This is a genomic window from Streptomyces sp. HSW2009, from assembly GCF_040240285.1.
Classification (GTDB): domain Bacteria; phylum Actinomycetota; class Actinomycetes; order Streptomycetales; family Streptomycetaceae; genus Streptomyces.
Genome location: NZ_JBEHZD010000130.1, coordinates 1 through 15,742, shown reverse-complemented (window position 1 = coordinate 15,742; position 15,742 = coordinate 1). Strand labels below are relative to the sequence as shown.

Below are 15,742 nucleotides of genomic sequence, written 5' to 3'. Positions count from 1 at the left end.
AACCATCCGCCTAGGGGGCGCCGCCTGACTTTGATAACCCCCCCCCCCCCCCCCGCCCCCCCCCCGCGCCGCGCCGCGCCGGCGGCGCGGTCGACACCCCGCCCCCCGACGACCAGGCGCCGCAGCCGCAGGCGCACCCGCAGGCCCAGACACAGCCGCTGGACGGCAGCACCGCGCCGACCGCCGCACCCTCGGCGCCGAGCGCCCGCGCCCCGTACCCGGCGCCCCTACCAGGCAGCGCCTACTACCCCGTGGCCCACCCCCAGCCGGCACCGCAGTCGCAGCAGGAGCAGCCGTCCGGCTGGCAGCCACCCAGCGCCGTCGAGCAGGACCTGTACGAGGCGAAGGGCCGCGGCGACTGGGCCGGCTACTTCGACGTGCTTGCCCGTACGCCGCTGTTCGTGGCCGACTCGCGGGCCCGGGTGGACGCCCGCCCCGACAGCGTCGTCTTCACCCCGTACCGCGACCCGCGCACCCGCACCGACTGTCTGGCCGTCTACACCGAGGGCATGCTGCCCGTGCCGGTCGAAGACCCCGTCTTCCACTCCGGGTCGCTGGGTTGGTACGCGCGGGTGTGGGGTGCGAAGGACCCGCGGTGGCTCGCGGTCAACCCGGGTAGCCCCTGCGAGGCGTACTTCCCGACCACGACCAGCCACCGCGCGGTCTGGCAGCAGCACGCCGAGCGCGCCGCCCGGTGCAGCCAGCCGCCGCGCCGACTCCGCGCCCTGTACATCGGCGGGCCGCTGCGCGGACCGGTCGCGCACGGCCTGGCCTGCGGGGCGCTGCTCTCCGTCAGCAACGGCGAACTGTGGAACGCCATGGCCTACCACGGCGGCGGCTACACCGCCGAGCGGGATCGGCTCGGCGAGTGGTGGGGGATCGGCTCGCGGGCCGACTGGCAGCGCACCCAAGATCTGCTGCTGCGGGCCGAAATGACCAGCCCCGTATGGGAGTTCACGCTCGGCATACGTCGCTCGCTCGCGCTGGACTTCGCCGGCGCGGTCGAGGTGGACCACTGGCGGCAGGTGGCCGAGCGCGCCCTGTGGCACAGCGCAGCCGAGGCGGCCGAGCCGCGCATCACGCCCGACGGGGTGACGGTGGCCCAGCCGCGCAGCGACGCTGAGGTGCGCTCCCAGGTGGCCGGGGTGCGGCGGCTGATCGGCCGGATCATGCGGTACGAGGCCAGGTTCCGGGCGGACGGGCTGTTGGGCGAGGGCAAGTTCGTCCGCTCAGTGGAGGCGTGGGACTACGGGCGGGCGTCCTGCATGGCCCGCTGGGGACTCGGCGCCCGCTACTGCACCCTGGAGGAGGCCGAACAGGGCGTGCTGCGCGCCGGTCGGCTCAGCCAGGCCAACTACCGCTCCTGGCAGGACTTCTCCGCCGCCTACATCCTCGGTCGCTGTCTGCACTTCGACGAGGAGGAGTTCGGCGACTGGTACGAGGACATGGCGGCGGCCCACCAACTGCTGATGTCCGACCCCGGCAGCCCGTGGCGGAACATCCCCTGGAAGTAGCCGCACGCGGGGCCGGGCGGGCCGGGGCACTCGGATCGTCTTGGCTGGTCGGGGCGTCCGGACCGGATGCGTGTCACGCCGCCGCACCGCCGCACTGGAGGCGGCCCGGCCCTGGCGGAAATTTCTTGGACGACCCGGGCCAGCCACCTGCACCATGGCGGCTATCTCCTACCCCCCACGAAGAGGGTCGTGTGCCGATGACCGGTTACCTGACGACCGAACGCCTGCTGCTGCGCCGGTTCACCGAGGCCGACGTGGACCACCTGGTGGACCTGGACGGCGACGTCGCCGTGATGCGCTACCTCACGGGTGAGCCGACGCCGCGCTCCGTGATCGAGAACGAGGTGCTGCCGAAGATCCTGCGCGACTACGAGCTGGGCCCCGCGGGTCGCTGGGCGACCTTTGAACGGGACTCGGGGCAGTTCGTGGGGTGGCTCAGCCTCCAACCGCCGGCCGACGGCAGCGTGCGCGAGGTGGAGCTCGGCTACCGCCTGAAGGCGGCGTTCTGGGGCCGCGGATACGCCACCGAAGGGTCCCGCGCCCTGCTCCGCAAGGGGTTCAACGACCTCGGCGTCGAGCGCGTATGGGCCGAGACCATGGCGGTCAATGTGGCCTCCCGTCGAGTGATGGAGAAGTCAGGACTCCGCTACGTACGCACCTTCCACGTGCACTTCGACGACCCGCTGCCGGGCACCGAACACGGCGAGGTCGAGTACGAACTGCGCCGCGCGGACTGGGTCGAACGCCAGGGGCAGCCGACCCCCGGGCTCGCCGGCCCCGCCGCCTTGGGGTGACCTGGGCGGGGTGACGGGATCACGTCGGAGTGGTTGGCCCCGCACCTGGGGTGGCCGGGCCGGGACTGGGGCGGCTCGCTCGGCGCCGTCCGCCGCTGGGTGGCTCTTGCCCGGCCCGGACCGTTGCCCGCCGCGTTCGCCCTGTGCGGGGTGGTTCGCCCGGCGGTCTGTCGCCGGTTGGGTGGGGGCACCTAACGAGTCCCACGGGCACGGGACGGCCTCGCCGCGTTCGCCCCGTGCAGGGTGGTTCACCCTACGGTCTGCCGTTGCCGTTGCCGTTGCCGTTGCCGTTGCCGTTGCCGTTGCCGGCCCGGGCACGGGCCTGGTCCCGGGCGCCGTTCGCCAGGGTCTTCCACAGGGCCGGTTCCTCGAAGTCCAGTGCCCACAGGGCCGTGTTGACCACGCCGTGCGCGTGCAGGGTCGGCAGATGGGCGCCGATGCCACGGCTGTCCTGGTACCAGACGACGCGCCGGCGCCCCTCGTCCAGGTAGCTGAAGTGCGGGGTGCGCGAAGCCTCGTCCCACTCGTAGCGGGCGCCGACACGCTTCCGCAGGGCCTGTGCCTCGCGGGTGGTGCGGTGCAGTGCGCGCCCACTGTCGCCGACGCGGTAGTCCCAGCCGTACGCCGGGATGCCCATCTCGATCTTCCGCGCGGGCACCTGCGCGGTGGCGTACCGCAGGATCGCGTCGTACCAGTCGGGCGAGGTCAACGGGCCCGGGGGACCGAGGGCGTCGTGCAGGTTGTAGCCCATGATGCGCAGCCGGTCCACGGAGCGGCCAAGCCGCGCGTAGTCGTACACCCGCGCCGAGTCCTCGCCCTCGGTGCGCGGATACACCGCGACGGTGCACTGCTTCCCGCGGTCGTGCAACGCCCCGCACACCTCGTCGACCAGGGCGCTGAACCCCTCCCGCACCCGCCGCAGCACCTCCGGCTCGGCGTCCTCGTTCATCCGCTCGTAGTCCAGGTCGAGACCGTCGTACGGGCGGCTCTCGGCCAGCCGCAGCAGCGCCCGTACGTGGGTGGCGCGCCGGGTCGGGTCGCCCAGCAGCTCGGCCATCGCCCGGGCCCCCGGTGCTTCGGTCACCGTCGGCAGCACCTTGATCCCGGCCCGCTGCAACCCTTCGACGATCCGCAGCTCACCCGCGCCCGGGTGTTCGGTGAACTGCTCGGGCCCGGTCATCTCGTACCAGAACGGACTCACCGTGTGGAGCTGGTCCGCATGGGCCAACGCGCTGCGGTAGCCGCCCTCTTGCTGCCAGTAGGGCAGCCAGGCCGAGACCGTGCGCGCGGGCGCCGGCCCGTCGGCCGCGGGCCGTGCGGCCACCGGCTGCGCCGGCGCGGACAGGGCGAGCAGGGTGAGTACCGCTGCGGGCGCCCAGGTACGAAGCGTGATCACGGGCCCAGTCTCGGCGCCCGCCACCCACCCCGCACCCGCGACTGCCCCATCCGGGCGCCCCCCGAGATGTCCCCGGCCCCCTTCCGCGACACACCCCATCACCCCCGCCCACCCAACCCACCCACGGGCCCGATGTCACCCGCGTCCGCCCGGCCCCCTGTGGCCCGCAGCCGCGAGCGCCTACGCTCGGGCGGCGTGACAGTTCACCGCACGCTGGCCACCGCCCAGCGCTCACTCGGCGACCCGGACATCAGCTATCCGCTGTGGCCCCCGCTGACCCGCGGCTGCCCGCGGACCAGCACCGACACCGTCTCCTATCCGGTCGAGGTGGACTACGCGTACGAGCGCGTGGACACCGCCCTGTTCGCGCCGGGTTACGCGGCCGGGGCCGGCCTGTCCCGGGGCGCCGGGCTCGACCGCTGGGCGCCCCTGCTGCCCCCACTGGACGCGCCCGGCCTCGGCGAGGGCGACACCCCCCTGATCGAACTGGCGCCCGGCTGCTACCTGAAGGACGAGGCGCGCAACCCCACCTGGAGCCACAAGGACCGGCTCAACCGCTGTACGACCAGTGCCGCACTGCGCTCCGGCGCGCCCGGCATCGTGGTCGCCTCGTCCGGCAACCACGGAGCGGCGGCAGCGGCGTACGCGGCGCGCGCCGGGTTGCGCTGCGTCGTCTTCACCGCCGTGGACACCCCGCCGGCCGTCGACGCCTTCCTGCACGCGTACGGAGCGGTGGTGCTGCCGGTACCGATCGAGCACCGGTGGCCGCTGCTCCGCACCGTCGTCGAGCGCTGCGGACTGCACCCGGTCAGCAACCAGACACCCACCCACACCGGGCACGCGTTCGGCCCCGAGGGTTACAAGACCATCGCCTACGAGATCCATGCCGAAATCGGCGCCCCTGCCGCGGTGTTCGTGCCCACCGGCTACGGCGAACTCCTCTACGGGGTGTGGAAGGGCTTCGCCGAACTGCGCCGGCTCGGTGTCACCGCGTCCGTACCGCAGATCTTCGCCTGCGAGCCGGCCGCCGGCGGCCCGCTGGCGGCGGCGGTGCGCACCGGCGTGCCCGCGACCGAGGTCGAGGTGGGTCCCACCGACGCGTACGGCATCGACTGTTCCGTCGGCGGCTACCGCGGCGTGGTGGCGTTGCGCGAGAGCGGCGGCCGACCACTGCTCCTGACGGACGATGAAATGCGCTCTGCCCAGCGGGAGTTGGCGGCCCAGGGCCTGTGGGTCGAACTGTCCGCAGCGGCCGGTCTGGCCGGCTTGCGCCAGGTGGGTGACGTCGAAGGGCCGGTGGTGTGCATCTCCACCTCAAGCGGCTTCAAGGACGTCGGCGTCGGCAGCCGGACCAGCGCCCCCGTGGAACCCGAGTGGGACGCGGTGCGCCGCCGGCTGCGGGCGGCCGGCATCGAGGCGTAACCCTGAGGTGATCCGAGGCGTAACCCTCGACGTGACCTGAGGTGTCGCCCAGGCGTGGCCCGAGGCGCCCCCACGCGCCACCGGGGGAGCGGCCCCAAACGTCACCCCGGCGCGGCCCGGCCGGTGGCTCAGCAGTTCTTGTAGTCGTACCGGGTGGAGTTGTACGAGCAGGTGTCCACCTTGCTGCCGGACGACTTGCGCAGCGTCGCGGTGTCCCGGTCGTTGTTCCACACGTACGCCCGGCGCTTCTGGTAGCGCGTCGAACCGCTGTCCTTGCCGCTACCGGTGTGCACCGTCACGGTCTTGCCGGCGCCCAGCGTGTACGAGCCGAAGGTGTACTTGTGCCGCGAGGCGTCGGTGAGGGTCCAGCCTCGCAGGTTGACGCCGCGGCTGGTCGAGTTCTTTATCTGCACGTACTCGGCGTTGAGGCTCCGGTTGGACCGGTCGTCCTTGCCGGGGCTGTCGTAGTAGATCTTCTGGAGGTGCACGGAACCGGCAGCCTGCGCCTGGACGGGCAGCAGCGGCACCAGGACCGCGCCTGCGACGGCGGCTGCGCAGGCGGCAGTACGGAGCGAGAACATGGGCTTCCTTCGTGATCACGGCCGGGTACCCCCCTTGGCCCCCGGCGAGGGGATCACTTTAAGGGCACTTCCCGGATATCAGTGCTATATCCGGGAAGTGCGGTGCGGGCGCCCATCTCCTGATATAGGGCCGGGTGCGCGGTGGACCTGCCGCGCGCCCAGCCCGGGCCCGTACGGCGGGGGCCCCGTACGGCTGCTCAGGGGCAGCCCGCGGCCTGGCAGGACTCCCACACACCCCACGCGCCACCCGGTGTGCGCTGGGTGATCTGCCAGTAGAGGGAGTCGGCGTTCCATTCGTGGGCGACCACCCGGATGCGCCCGTCGGGGAGCTCGCTCACCCGGCTCGGCTGGCTGAGCCCCGAGAACTCGTTCGGCACCCGCCCCATCGACTGCCGGGCCTGCCAGGCCCCGGTGGCGTCCTGGGCCCTGGTGTACATGGAGGTGCCGTAGTCGTTCGTGGACGCGAACGCGTGCAGCCGCCCCGCCCGGTCGGCGAAGACGGCGACCCCGCCCCAGTACGGAGGCGGGTTGAGCCCGAAGTCCTGCGGCGCGCTCCAGGTCCCGTCGACGGCGACCTGCGCGGTGTGGCACTGGATGCCGTACGAGGGGAAGAACGCCTCGATCCGCCCGTCGGCACCCTCGGCCGCGTTCACGTAACTGGTGACCTTCGGCCCCACCGGCACCGCACTCACCCGCCGCCACGGCCCGTAATCGCCGCCGGCCTCGTCCTGCGTCCGGTGCCAGACGAAGGACATCCGGTGCTGCGCGGTGTTGTCCGTGAAGTACTGGAACTGCTCCACTCGGCCGTCCTTCCGCGGCACCGACACCAGGCTGCTCGGCTCCGCGAAGCTGGCCACTCCCTGTGCCTCGGTGTCGGGCGCGCACGCCGCGACGGCCGGTGTGCCCGCCGTGTTCCGCTCGCCCGCCGTGGCGTGGGACGGGGGCGAGGCGACCACCCCCGCGGTCGCGAGCAGCAGGGCGAGCACCCCGCCCCACGCCCGCCGGCGCACCCCAACCCTGCTGCGCATCGCCAGTAACCCTCGGTGCATGATCGACACTCCTTCGGTGGCGGCCTTGCTCGTCAGGCTGGGCATCGTGCCCCTATCCCGCCCCCGGTGCCAGGACGCCCCTTTGGCCACCTCTGCCGAAAACACCCGGTCGTACGCTGGCTGTCCCGCTGCGACGGGCTGTACCCGGCCCCTGCCGCGGACTCGCTTCCGTCGAGGCTCCGCCGTGGTCCCGCGATGACGCCGCGCCGTACGTGCCGAAGGCGTGTCGCCGCGCCGTACCAAGGACACGTCCAGACGGTCGCGTGCTCATTCAAATGGCCTATTCCATAAGCCAGTTCATGCGTCAGCCCCGCCCCCCCCCCCCCCCGGCGCGCGCGGCGGGGCGGGGGGGCGCGGCCGGCGGCCCCGCGCCCGCGCCCCCCCCCCCCCCCCCCCCCCCCCCCCCCCCCCGCCGCGTATGGCTGCCGCGTACGTTCGCCCCGTACGGGAGATCGATCAGGGTCGGCCGGCCCGGCGAGTAACCCTGCGGGTCAGCCTCCTGGGTGGCCCGAGGCGGCCAGGTGCCCCAGGTTGGACGAGCGGCCTGAACAACCTGAGCGGTCCGCGCAACCCGAGCGGCCCGAGCGGCCCGAACCGGCCCAGGTGACCCGCGCGGCCGGCGCGGGGCCGGCTCAGAGGTCGGCCTTGAACAGCAGCCGGTTCGGGGTGCTGTTCACGTTGCCGGTGATCACGTTCGGCGTGGCGTTGGTGGTGATCCAACTGTTGATGGTGGCTGACGAGGCGTCACCATTGTTGGCCTTGTACAGCGCGGCAACCCCCGCGGCGTGCGGCGATGCCATCGACGTACCGTTCATCTGGGTGCTGCCACCGCCCATCCGGGCCGAGGTGATGGAGACGCCGGGCGCGTAAGTCTCCACGCAGCGCCCGTAGTTGCTGAACGATGCCTTGCGGTCGCTGCTGTCCGAAGCGGCCACGGTGAGCACGGCGGACGCACTGGCGGGAGAGTAGTTGCAGGCGTCCTGGTTGTCGTTGCCCGCGGCCACCGACAGGTGCACCCCGGCGTTGGCCAGATTGGCGGCTGCCGTGTTCACCGCGGCCGAATAGCCGCCACCGAGCGAGGCGTTGGCCACCGCGGGCTTGGCCGCGTTCTTGCGGACCCAGTCGAACCCGGCGATGATGCCCGCGAACGAGCCGCTGCCGTCACAGCCCAGCACCTTCACGCCGCGCAACGCCACGCCCTTGGCGACGCCGTAGGTGGAGCCGCCGATCGTGCCCGCGACGTGCGTGCCGTGCCCGTGACAGTCCTCGTTGCCGCCGCCGGCCGTGTTGTACACGTTCTGCGCCCGCCCACCGAACTCCGGGTGATCGCTGTCCAGACCGGTGTCGATGATGTAGGCGGTGACGCCCGCACCGTCCCGGTTCCAGGTGTACGAGCTGTCCAGCGGGCGATTGCGCTGGTCGACGCGGTCCAGGCCCCAGGTGGCGCCGGTCTGCGTGCCACTCGCGGTGACCTTCTGGTCCTCCTCGATCGCCCGCACGGCGGGGTTGGCCCGCAGCGCGTCGAGCTGAGTGGGCGTCAGTTTGGCGGCGAAACCGTTGAAGACCTTGGAGTAGACGTACTGGGTCTGCACTCTCGTTGACTTGGTGAGGCCCTGGGGCGCAACCCCGGGCCGCAGGGTGACGATGTAACTGCCCGGCACGGCCTTGCCGGGGGCCGCCTGCTGTACGGCGACCATCGGGGCGGACGGCTCGGGTGTGGCGGCGGACGCCGCACCCGTGGCCGCTGGCACCAGGACCATGGGAGCGGCGAGGAGCATCGCGGCGAGACGGGAACGCTTCATCGGGGGAAGACCTTTCGTCTGCCGCCGGCGGTCGGTGGGCGCCGGCGGTGGGCTCGGACCGTGTCCCCGTCACCGCTGGTCAGCCGCCTGCGGGCAGCCCAGATCCCGCGCCGGGCCAGCGGCGCGAGCGGTGCGGTGGAGGTACGGGGACGCGGGGCGGGGTGACCCCGTCGACGGGGCGGGGTACCCCGTCGACCCGTCCACGCCCGTGCCGTACCGGTGCGTGGACAGGAGCCGCGCGTGGGCGTCACGACGGCCACGCACCGGCTGGTTGGTACAGCCACGACGGTAATGCGCAGGCAACCTGACGACCATGGCCCGGACTGGCCGCAACCGGCGTGGCCGCTCGCGCCCAACGGCCCCACGGGCCCCACCGGCCGCACGCACGCGACCTGGTCCAGCGGCCGGACACGTCATATTGTCAGGCGCATGTCCATCGATTCTCGTACGTCACGCGGCGCCGAGGGTCACCCGGCCTGCACATGTCCCCGACCATCCGGGGCCGGTCGCCCCTTCGCCGACGCGGCCGAGGCCAAGGGCGTGTACGGGACGCTCGTACGGCAGACCATGGGCGCGCCACCACGGGGCGACGACGGCTGCGGCCCGCTGGCGGACGGCGTGGCGCGCTGGTTGATCGAGCGCCGGCTGCTCAGCGACGACGGGCACGCGGTCCGCTCCGTCGAGCGGGCGCTCGACGAACTCATCGCGTTGCAGCGGCGACGCCTGCGCACGGCCGCCGCCTCGCTGGACGCCGGATTGCGCGCCATTGACGACGTGGCGGCGCTGCTGCCGTCGACACGCGTCGACGGCGCGCACACGGCCGAGGTGGAGTTCTTCCAGGACCGCGACCTGTTCCGCAAACGGCTGCGCGAATTCGACGCGTTGGGGCGGGAAGAGGTGGTCGTCATGCGCAAGTCGCTGCCCGACGCCAAGGTGCTGGACGCCAGCCTCGTCAACGACCTGCACATGTTGGAACAGGGCGTACGGTGGCGGATGGTGGTCGCGCCGACGGTCGTACGGGCCCCGGTCGCGCGCCGCTACCTGGCCACCCTCGCCGAGCGGGGCGCCCGCATCAGGGTGGGCGCCGTGGTGCCCGCGCACTTCGCCTCCTTCGACGGCCTGGTCACCGTGGTCTCGCTCGGCGCGGCACCCAGCTTCGACGACGGCGACGCGATCGTGCACAGCCCGTTGCTCGCACGCTGCTTCCAGCAGGTCTTCGAGTACGGCTGGACGGCGGGCCGGCCCTTCCCCGACGACGCGGCGGCCGACGACGAACAGCCGTACACCGCACGGGAGCGGGAGATCCTGCACCTGATGGCCCTCGGCGCCAAGGACGAACGCATCGCCCGCCGCCTGGGTTGCTCGGACCGTACGCTGCGCCGCCTGATCACCCAACTCCTGCACAAGCGCGGCGCGGGCAGCCGCTTCGAGGCAGGCGTCCGCGCGGCCCGCCTCGGCCTCCTCGACCATGAGGGTTGACCAACTCCGGGGCTCGGCTGTGCTTGGGGGTTGGATACGTGTTGGGGGCGGGTGTGGTCCAGGGTTGGCCGCACCCTGGGAGTCGACCACGTCCTAGGGTTGGTCGTACCTCGGTGGCCGGCCCACCGGCGGGGCGGGTTGAGCGTCGCCGCGACCGCGCCCACCGAACCGTACGGCCCGGTCCGTCCCCCTCCGGGCGGCAACGCCACCCCGCGTCGCGCGCCCCCGGGCAGCACGCCGCGCAGGGCGACCCGCCACCCAGTGTCGCGCGCCGCCGCGATGGCCTACCGGCCCCCTGTCGATCGAAGCTCGCGTTCCGCCCCCCGGCGGCAGCCACCACCACCGAGCCCGGCGCGGCGCGAGGGCCGTCCGACCACCCCCCAAGGCGCCCAGAGCGTCGGGCCGCCCAGGACGCTCTTTTCTGAACCACACATTGACTGAAGGTGAACTGTGGGCGCCTTTATTCAAGGGAGGCTTTTTCTCTCGGCGAGTGGGCAACCCTTCTCGTATTTCGCTCGTCAAACCGGCTGACGAACTCGAACATGCTGCCCGGGAGGTGGGCGAAATTGTGTGGGTCAGCGCTTCGGTGTGCACGCGCATCGCTGCCCGGGATGATCTGTGACCGGGGTCACGGAAACGCGTCTGCTCGGCCGGACAGATATTGAGTAGCAGCGTGCAATTCCTTCGCTGAGTCACGCCCCTTTACGTCTCGAAAGCAACCATGCCTTCTCTCACCATGCCCCGAGCGGATGTCATTCCGCGGCAACTCGGGAAGAAACCTGAGCCTTTCCGAGCTATTCGGGCACGGGCCGCCGGCCTGGCCGCGCTACTCTCCGCGATTTCGTTGTGCCTTGGTGATGTCATCGCGCGGAGTTTCCCTTTCGGCTGGCGCACCCGCAGCGTCAACGACCTGGGAAACCAGTTCATCCCCTATCACGCCCACCTCTGGGACGTGCTGCACGGCAAGGCCGACGGCAATCTCTTCGTCAACTGGCAGTCCGGCTACGGCTCCAGCTTCCTGCCCGACTACGGCACCTATCTGACCAGCCCCTTCGCCCTCCTCGTCGGCGTCTTCCCGCGCGATCAGATCGACCTCGCCGTCTACGTCATCAGCCTGCTGAAGATCGCCACGGCCGGCGCCGCCATGGCCTGGCTGCTGCGCACCGTACGCACCGGCCCCTGGTGGGTGGCGGGCGCGCTGGGCGCCTCGTACGCACTGTGCGGCTGGACGCTGGCCGGCGCCGTCTACAACCCGATGTGGCTCGACGGGCTGATCGCCCTGCCGCTGCTGTGCCTGGTCGGCGAATGGACGCTGGCCGGTCGGCGGATGGTGGCAGGACCGCTGCTGGTCGCCCTCGTCTGGGTGGCCAACTTCTACACCGCCTACATGGCCACCATCGGGGCCGCCCTGATCCTCATCGCCCGGCTGCTCTTCGACCGGCCCCCGCTGGCCGCCGACGTCCGGCCGCAGTCGGCGGCGGCGCACCCCGGCCCCGCCCCGACCGACAGCCCGCACCCGGCGCACGCCGCGGCCGATGGGGAGGCCGTGGTGGAGGGGGGCGCGGCCGACGAGCCGCCCGCCACCCCGGCGCCGCCCCCGGCTAGCGGCCCCACCACCGGCCCCACAGCCAGCCCCGGCCCCACCCACCAACCGCAGGTGGCGAAGCTGCTGCTGCAACTCTGGCGCCCCCTGCTGGCCCTGCTGATCGGCGTGGGCCTGGCAGCGCCGCTGGTCAGCGTCGTCTACGCGGGCACAGGCGAGGCATACCCGGGCAGCGACACGGAGTTCGAGCCCGAACTCTGGATGGACGTCCTCGCCCGGCTGCTGCCCGGCTCGTACGGCTTCAACTCGCCCGCCCTGTACGTGGACACCGTGGCCCTGCTGCTCGCGCTGTCGCTGCCGTTCAACACCGCGGTGCCGCGGCGGGTGCGCCTGGGCTGGAGCGGGCTCACCGTCGCGGTGCTGCTCTCCTTCCAGTGGAAGCCGACCCATCTGGCCTGGCACGCCTTCACCACGCCCAACGGCAGCCAGTTCCGGCAGACCTTCGTGCTGTGCGCCCTGCTCGTCGTCTCGGCCTGGCTCTCGGTCAGCCGCGGCCGGCCGGGCTGGCGGGCGCTCGCGGGCGGCGGCGCCGTGCTGGCCGCCCTCTCCTTCACCGCCCGCAACAGCGCACTCCTGCACTGGTCGCTGCCCATCACACTGGCCGGGGTCGTCGCCGTGGCCGTCGCCTATCTGCTGTTCAGCGCCGCTGAAACGTACCGACGCCCGCTGCTGGGCGTGCTCGCCGCCCTCGTACTGATCGGCATGCAGGTCGGACAGTCCACCGCGACGATGGCCGTCAGCGACCGCAAACGCCTCGCCCACATGGACGACTACGCGCCCTGGGGCGACCGTCAACGCGAGCAGCGCGCAGCCATCGAAGAAGCCGACGGCTGGCCCGCCTACCGCACCGAACCCGGCCGCAACCAGACCACGGGCAACGACCCGATGCTGCTCGGCGGCCAGGGCGTCGCGTACTACAGCAGCCTCACCGCCGACGTGCTCAGCCGCACCATGACCGCGCTCGGCGGCGGCTCGACCTCGCGGGGCCGCTCCGTACAGAGCCTGGACAACCCGGTCACCGACGTCATCTTCTCCGTCGGCGCCCGGCTGCGCTCGCCGCTCGACCCGCACCAGCGCTGGAACCCGCGCCACCCGGGCCCGGTGCGCACCGTCCGCCAGCCCGTGCCGCCGCTGGTCACCGTGCGCCCGCCCGGCGCCACCCCGCAGTACGGGAAGTCCGCGTTCCGCAACCAGGAACTGCTGCTCGGCGCCCGCGTCTACACCGTCCCCAGCCGCTTCACGCTGAGCGTCGGGGGCAACACCGACCTCTCCCGCACCCGCGACGGCAGCTACCGGCTGCCCGCCAGGCACCGCGCCGCCGACCCGACCGGCGAACTGACTACCACCTGCCCCGCCGGCAGCTCCGTGTACCTGTGGGCGCCCCGCTACTGGGGCACCGCGACGCTGCGCGGCGGCAACCTTGAACCGGCCGACTTCCGAGGCGACTACCCCGTCAACCGGACCGCGGCCATCCAGTCACTCGGCCGCGTCCCGGCGAACGGGAAGGTGCAGATCGAGTTGGCCGCGGCCCGTGGCGGTTCGGTGCCGCTCGGCGCGGTCGGCTGCCTGGACCGGGCCAAGCTCAGGACCGCCGCCGAACGGCTGACCAGCACCGGCGGCACCGAGATCCGCGTCGACGGCGACAGCATCCGCGCCACCTTGCCCCGTGGCAACCGCGGCACCGCGGTCTTCGCCATGCCCCGCATCGAGGGCTGGCAGTGCGCGGCCGGCAACGGCCCGCGCCGCCCGGCCGACTCCTACCTCGGTCTCGTCGCCGTGCCGCTGAGCGCCGACGCCACCTCCGTGAGCTGCTCCTTCACACCACCCGGCCTCAACCGCGGGCTGGCCGTCGGAGCCGGTTCGCTGCTCGCCCTCGTCTCGCTCGGCGCCTGGCGCGGCTGGCGGAGCCGGCGCGCGGCCGGACCGACCCCAAGCCACCCGCAGGCCCCGCGGGCGAGCCATGACTAGCCCGCCCGCCCCCTCTGTCCTCCGGCCCGCTCAACTGCCGAGCAGGCCCGTCGTCCGTGATTCCGTACGGGGAGAACCATGCTGATCTCGATTGTCGTGCCGTGCTACAACGAAGAAGCGGTCATCGATCGCTTCCATGAGCACCTGGCCCTGGAACTCCTCGCCATCCAGCACGAATTCGAATTCGTCTATGTGGACGACGGCAGCAAGGACCGCACACTGCCCCTCCTCAAGCGGCTCGCCGGCTCGGACGCCCGCGTACGGTACGTCTCCTTCAGCCGGAACTTCGGCAAGGAAGCGGCGATGTTCGCCGGCCTGCGCTACGCCACGGGCGACGCCGTCGTCATCATGGACGCCGACCTCCAGCACCCGCCCGAGCTGGTGGGACGCATGGTCGAGCTGCGGGAGCAGGGCCACGATCAGGTGATCGCCAAGCGCACCAGGGACGGCGACCGGGTCAGCCGCACCTGGACCGCACGCGGCTACTACAAGCTGGTCAACAAGCTGGTCGACGTGGAACTCGTCGACGGCGTGGGCGATTTCCGACTCCTCTCCCGCCGGGCCGTGAACGCCGTTCTCCAGCTCACCGAGTACAACCGATTCTCGAAGGGCCTTTTCGCCTGGGTCGGATTCCCGAGCATCACCTTCGAATACCGTAATGCAGTACGCGAAGAAGGCCGCAGCAAGTGGACCTTCAGTCAATTGGTCAACTACGGCGCCGACGGCGTCATCTCGTTCAACAACAAGCCGCTGCGCGCCGCCGTGTATTTGGGCCTCACGCTGCTTTCCATCGCCATTCTCTACGCCACCTGGATCGTGGGCACCGTATTGGTCGACGGCGTGGACACCCCCGGCTATGCCACGCTCCTCGTGGTCATCACCGCACTCGCCGGTGTCCAAATGGTCATGATCGGGGTGATCGGCGAATACATCGGCCGCATCTACTACGAGGTCAAGCGCCGCCCGCACTATCTGGTACAGACCACGAATGCCCCGCAGGCGGCCGACCTGAAGGACCTGGTCCGTTGATCACTGGGCAATTCGTACGGTTCGGCCTGGTGGGGGTCATCAACACCGGAACGTACTACCTCAGCTACCTCATCCTGCTGTGGTGGCTGCCCTATCTGGTGGCGCACATCGCGGCCTTCGCCTTGAGCACCATCGGCTCGTACTTCCTGAACGTGTACATCACCTACCGGACGCGTCCGGCCTGGCGCACGTTCCTGCTCTTCCCGCTGACCACGGTCGCCAACTTCACCATCACCACCGGCGGCGTCTACGTCCTCGTGGACCTCGCCGGAATGAACGACAAGGCCGCACCCCTCATCGCCGCGGCGGCAGCCGTCCCGATCACCTTCGTGGTCTCCCGCACGATCATGGTGGACCGCAAGCCCACCACCACACCGACTTCGGACGAGGAGCCGGCGCGCGGCTGAGCACGGGACGCTGCCGGCCGTACGTCGGCACACCCATCGTTACGAGGCTTTCGGTCCACGGCAGTTGGTGGGCGAGGCGCGGCTTGCGCACCATCTGGCACGTGCTCCTCGCCGGCCGTCAGCCGCTCCGGGTCCGCGCCGAGTTCTTCCGGCTCGCCGCCCGGTCGGCTGGGGTGCTCGGCTACACGGCCGTGAACAGTGCGGCGGCCCGTGCCACGGTGGACGCATACTGCACCGGGGCCGAGTTGCTCGCCCGCGAGGTCGGGGACGGGGAGATGCGGTGGTGGGCGGCGGGTAGCCGCTCGCTGGGCCTCTCCTACACGGGCCGCTGTGCCGAAGCCGATCAGGCGGCCCGCGCGGGCATCGACCTGATACCCGAGAGCCCGCAGGCGATCCGCCTTCTGGGCAACGGGCACGGGGCCCTGGCGCCGACCGGCGCTCGCCGTGGCGTGTAAACAGCCAACGGCACCATCATCGAAACCGGCACCGATTCCTACCGCGTCGCCAGTACCCGGGCACGAGCCGAAAAGCCTGCCCACGGCCGGATGACACGTGCCGCTCTCTGCTGCCGAGGGGGGGGGGGGGGGGGGCGGCGGGGGGGGGGGGGGCCGCGGCGCGCGCCCCCGCCGCGGGGGGGGGGGGGGCGGGGCGGGCCGCCCCCCCCCCACAGCCCCCCGGGAGGGGCGAGAGCCCCGCCC

The 15,742-nt window shown here is 72.1% G+C and carries 13 protein-coding genes and 1 pseudogene; 10 read left to right on the top strand and 4 right to left on the bottom strand.

The features are described 5' to 3' along the window. The first annotated feature begins 251 nt into the window (after nucleotides 1-251). Together AAHZ94_RS12740 and AAHZ94_RS12735 are read left to right on the top strand one after the other, a co-directional pair. A complete protein-coding gene (locus AAHZ94_RS12740; RefSeq protein ID WP_349992954.1) occupies nucleotides 252-1,514 on the top strand; it encodes a DUF1266 domain-containing protein in 1,263 nt (420 codons plus the stop codon). A gap of 197 nt (nucleotides 1,515-1,711) precedes the next feature. After that, nucleotides 1,712-2,308 (top strand): GNAT family N-acetyltransferase, encoded by a 597-nt coding sequence (locus tag AAHZ94_RS12735; RefSeq protein WP_349992953.1) that lies wholly within the window; start codon nucleotides 1,712-1,714, stop codon nucleotides 2,306-2,308. 253 nt (nucleotides 2,309-2,561) lie between these two features. Here AAHZ94_RS12735 and AAHZ94_RS12730 read toward each other — a convergent pair whose 3' ends face one another. After that, nucleotides 2,562-3,704, bottom strand: a complete 1,143-nt coding sequence (locus AAHZ94_RS12730; RefSeq protein ID WP_349992952.1) for a glycosyl hydrolase family 18 protein — start codon at nucleotides 3,702-3,704, stop codon at nucleotides 2,562-2,564. A 273-nt stretch (nucleotides 3,705-3,977) separates the two neighbouring features. Between AAHZ94_RS12730 and AAHZ94_RS12725 the strand changes: the two genes are divergently transcribed. Next, nucleotides 3,978-5,126, top strand: a complete 1,149-nt coding sequence (locus AAHZ94_RS12725) for a threonine synthase (protein ID WP_349992956.1) — start codon at nucleotides 3,978-3,980, stop codon at nucleotides 5,124-5,126. A gap of 128 nt (nucleotides 5,127-5,254) precedes the next feature. Here AAHZ94_RS12725 and AAHZ94_RS12720 read toward each other — a convergent pair whose 3' ends face one another. Both AAHZ94_RS12720 and AAHZ94_RS12715 read right to left on the bottom strand, forming a co-directional pair. Further along, on the bottom strand, nucleotides 5,255-5,707 hold the full coding sequence (locus AAHZ94_RS12720; RefSeq protein ID WP_349992951.1) for a lamin tail domain-containing protein: 453 nt from the start codon (nucleotides 5,705-5,707) through the stop codon (nucleotides 5,255-5,257). 197 nt (nucleotides 5,708-5,904) lie between these two features. After that, a complete protein-coding gene (locus tag AAHZ94_RS12715) occupies nucleotides 5,905-6,756 on the bottom strand; it encodes a DUF8189 domain-containing protein (protein WP_349992950.1) in 852 nt (283 codons plus the stop codon). Between the two features lie 275 nt (nucleotides 6,757-7,031). Here AAHZ94_RS12715 and AAHZ94_RS12710 point away from each other — a divergent pair, with 275 nt between their 5' ends. Then, nucleotides 7,032-7,238 (top strand): hypothetical protein, encoded by a 207-nt coding sequence (locus AAHZ94_RS12710; RefSeq protein ID WP_349992949.1) that lies wholly within the window; start codon nucleotides 7,032-7,034, stop codon nucleotides 7,236-7,238. Nucleotides 7,239-7,388: 150 nt separating this feature from the next. Here AAHZ94_RS12710 and AAHZ94_RS12705 read toward each other — a convergent pair whose 3' ends face one another. Beyond that, a complete protein-coding gene (locus AAHZ94_RS12705) occupies nucleotides 7,389-8,558 on the bottom strand; it encodes a S8 family peptidase (RefSeq protein WP_349992948.1) in 1,170 nt (389 codons plus the stop codon). 429 nt (nucleotides 8,559-8,987) lie between these two features. Between AAHZ94_RS12705 and AAHZ94_RS12700 the strand changes: the two genes are divergently transcribed. The 6 genes and pseudogenes from AAHZ94_RS12700 to AAHZ94_RS12675 form a co-directional block, all read left to right on the top strand. Beyond that, nucleotides 8,988-10,037, top strand: coding sequence for a helix-turn-helix transcriptional regulator (locus AAHZ94_RS12700; protein WP_349992947.1), 1,050 nt, complete (start codon nucleotides 8,988-8,990; stop codon nucleotides 10,035-10,037). Nucleotides 10,038-10,881: 844 nt separating this feature from the next. Beyond that, nucleotides 10,882-13,608, top strand: coding sequence for a YfhO family protein (locus tag AAHZ94_RS12695; RefSeq protein ID WP_349992946.1), 2,727 nt, complete (start codon nucleotides 10,882-10,884; stop codon nucleotides 13,606-13,608). Nucleotides 13,609-13,686: 78 nt separating this feature from the next. Beyond that, a complete protein-coding gene (locus tag AAHZ94_RS12690; RefSeq protein WP_349992945.1) occupies nucleotides 13,687-14,637 on the top strand; it encodes a glycosyltransferase family 2 protein in 951 nt (316 codons plus the stop codon). Next, a complete protein-coding gene (locus tag AAHZ94_RS12685; RefSeq protein ID WP_349992955.1) occupies nucleotides 14,637-15,044 on the top strand; it encodes a GtrA family protein in 408 nt (135 codons plus the stop codon). Before AAHZ94_RS12690 ends, AAHZ94_RS12685 begins: the two co-directional genes overlap by 1 nt. 83 nt (nucleotides 15,045-15,127) lie before the next feature. Beyond that, entirely contained in the window at nucleotides 15,128-15,499 is a 372-nt protein-coding gene (locus tag AAHZ94_RS12680; protein ID WP_349992944.1) for a hypothetical protein, read from the top strand. Then, nucleotides 15,500-15,580, top strand: a pseudogene (locus tag AAHZ94_RS12675) (ATPase); the annotation flags it as partial. Nucleotides 15,581-15,742 lie beyond the last annotated feature (162 nt).

Bases quoted from the DNA above. Each gene is read 5' to 3' on its own strand.
- AAHZ94_RS12735 (WP_349992953.1), top strand. From the start codon at position 1,712: ATGACCGGTTACCTGACGACCGAACGCCTGCTGCTGCGCCGGTTCACC.
- AAHZ94_RS12720 (WP_349992951.1), bottom strand. From the start codon at position 5,707: ATGTTCTCGCTCCGTACTGCCGCCTGCGCAGCCGCCGTCGCAGGCGCG.
- AAHZ94_RS12715 (WP_349992950.1), bottom strand. From the start codon at position 6,756: ATGCACCGAGGGTTACTGGCGATGCGCAGCAGGGTTGGGGTGCGCCGG.
- AAHZ94_RS12710 (WP_349992949.1), top strand. From the start codon at position 7,032: ATGGCCTATTCCATAAGCCAGTTCATGCGTCAGCCCCGCCCCCCCCCC.
- AAHZ94_RS12705 (WP_349992948.1), bottom strand. From the start codon at position 8,558: ATGAAGCGTTCCCGTCTCGCCGCGATGCTCCTCGCCGCTCCCATGGTC.
- AAHZ94_RS12700 (WP_349992947.1), top strand. From the start codon at position 8,988: ATGTCCATCGATTCTCGTACGTCACGCGGCGCCGAGGGTCACCCGGCC.
- AAHZ94_RS12690 (WP_349992945.1), top strand. From the start codon at position 13,687: ATGCTGATCTCGATTGTCGTGCCGTGCTACAACGAAGAAGCGGTCATC.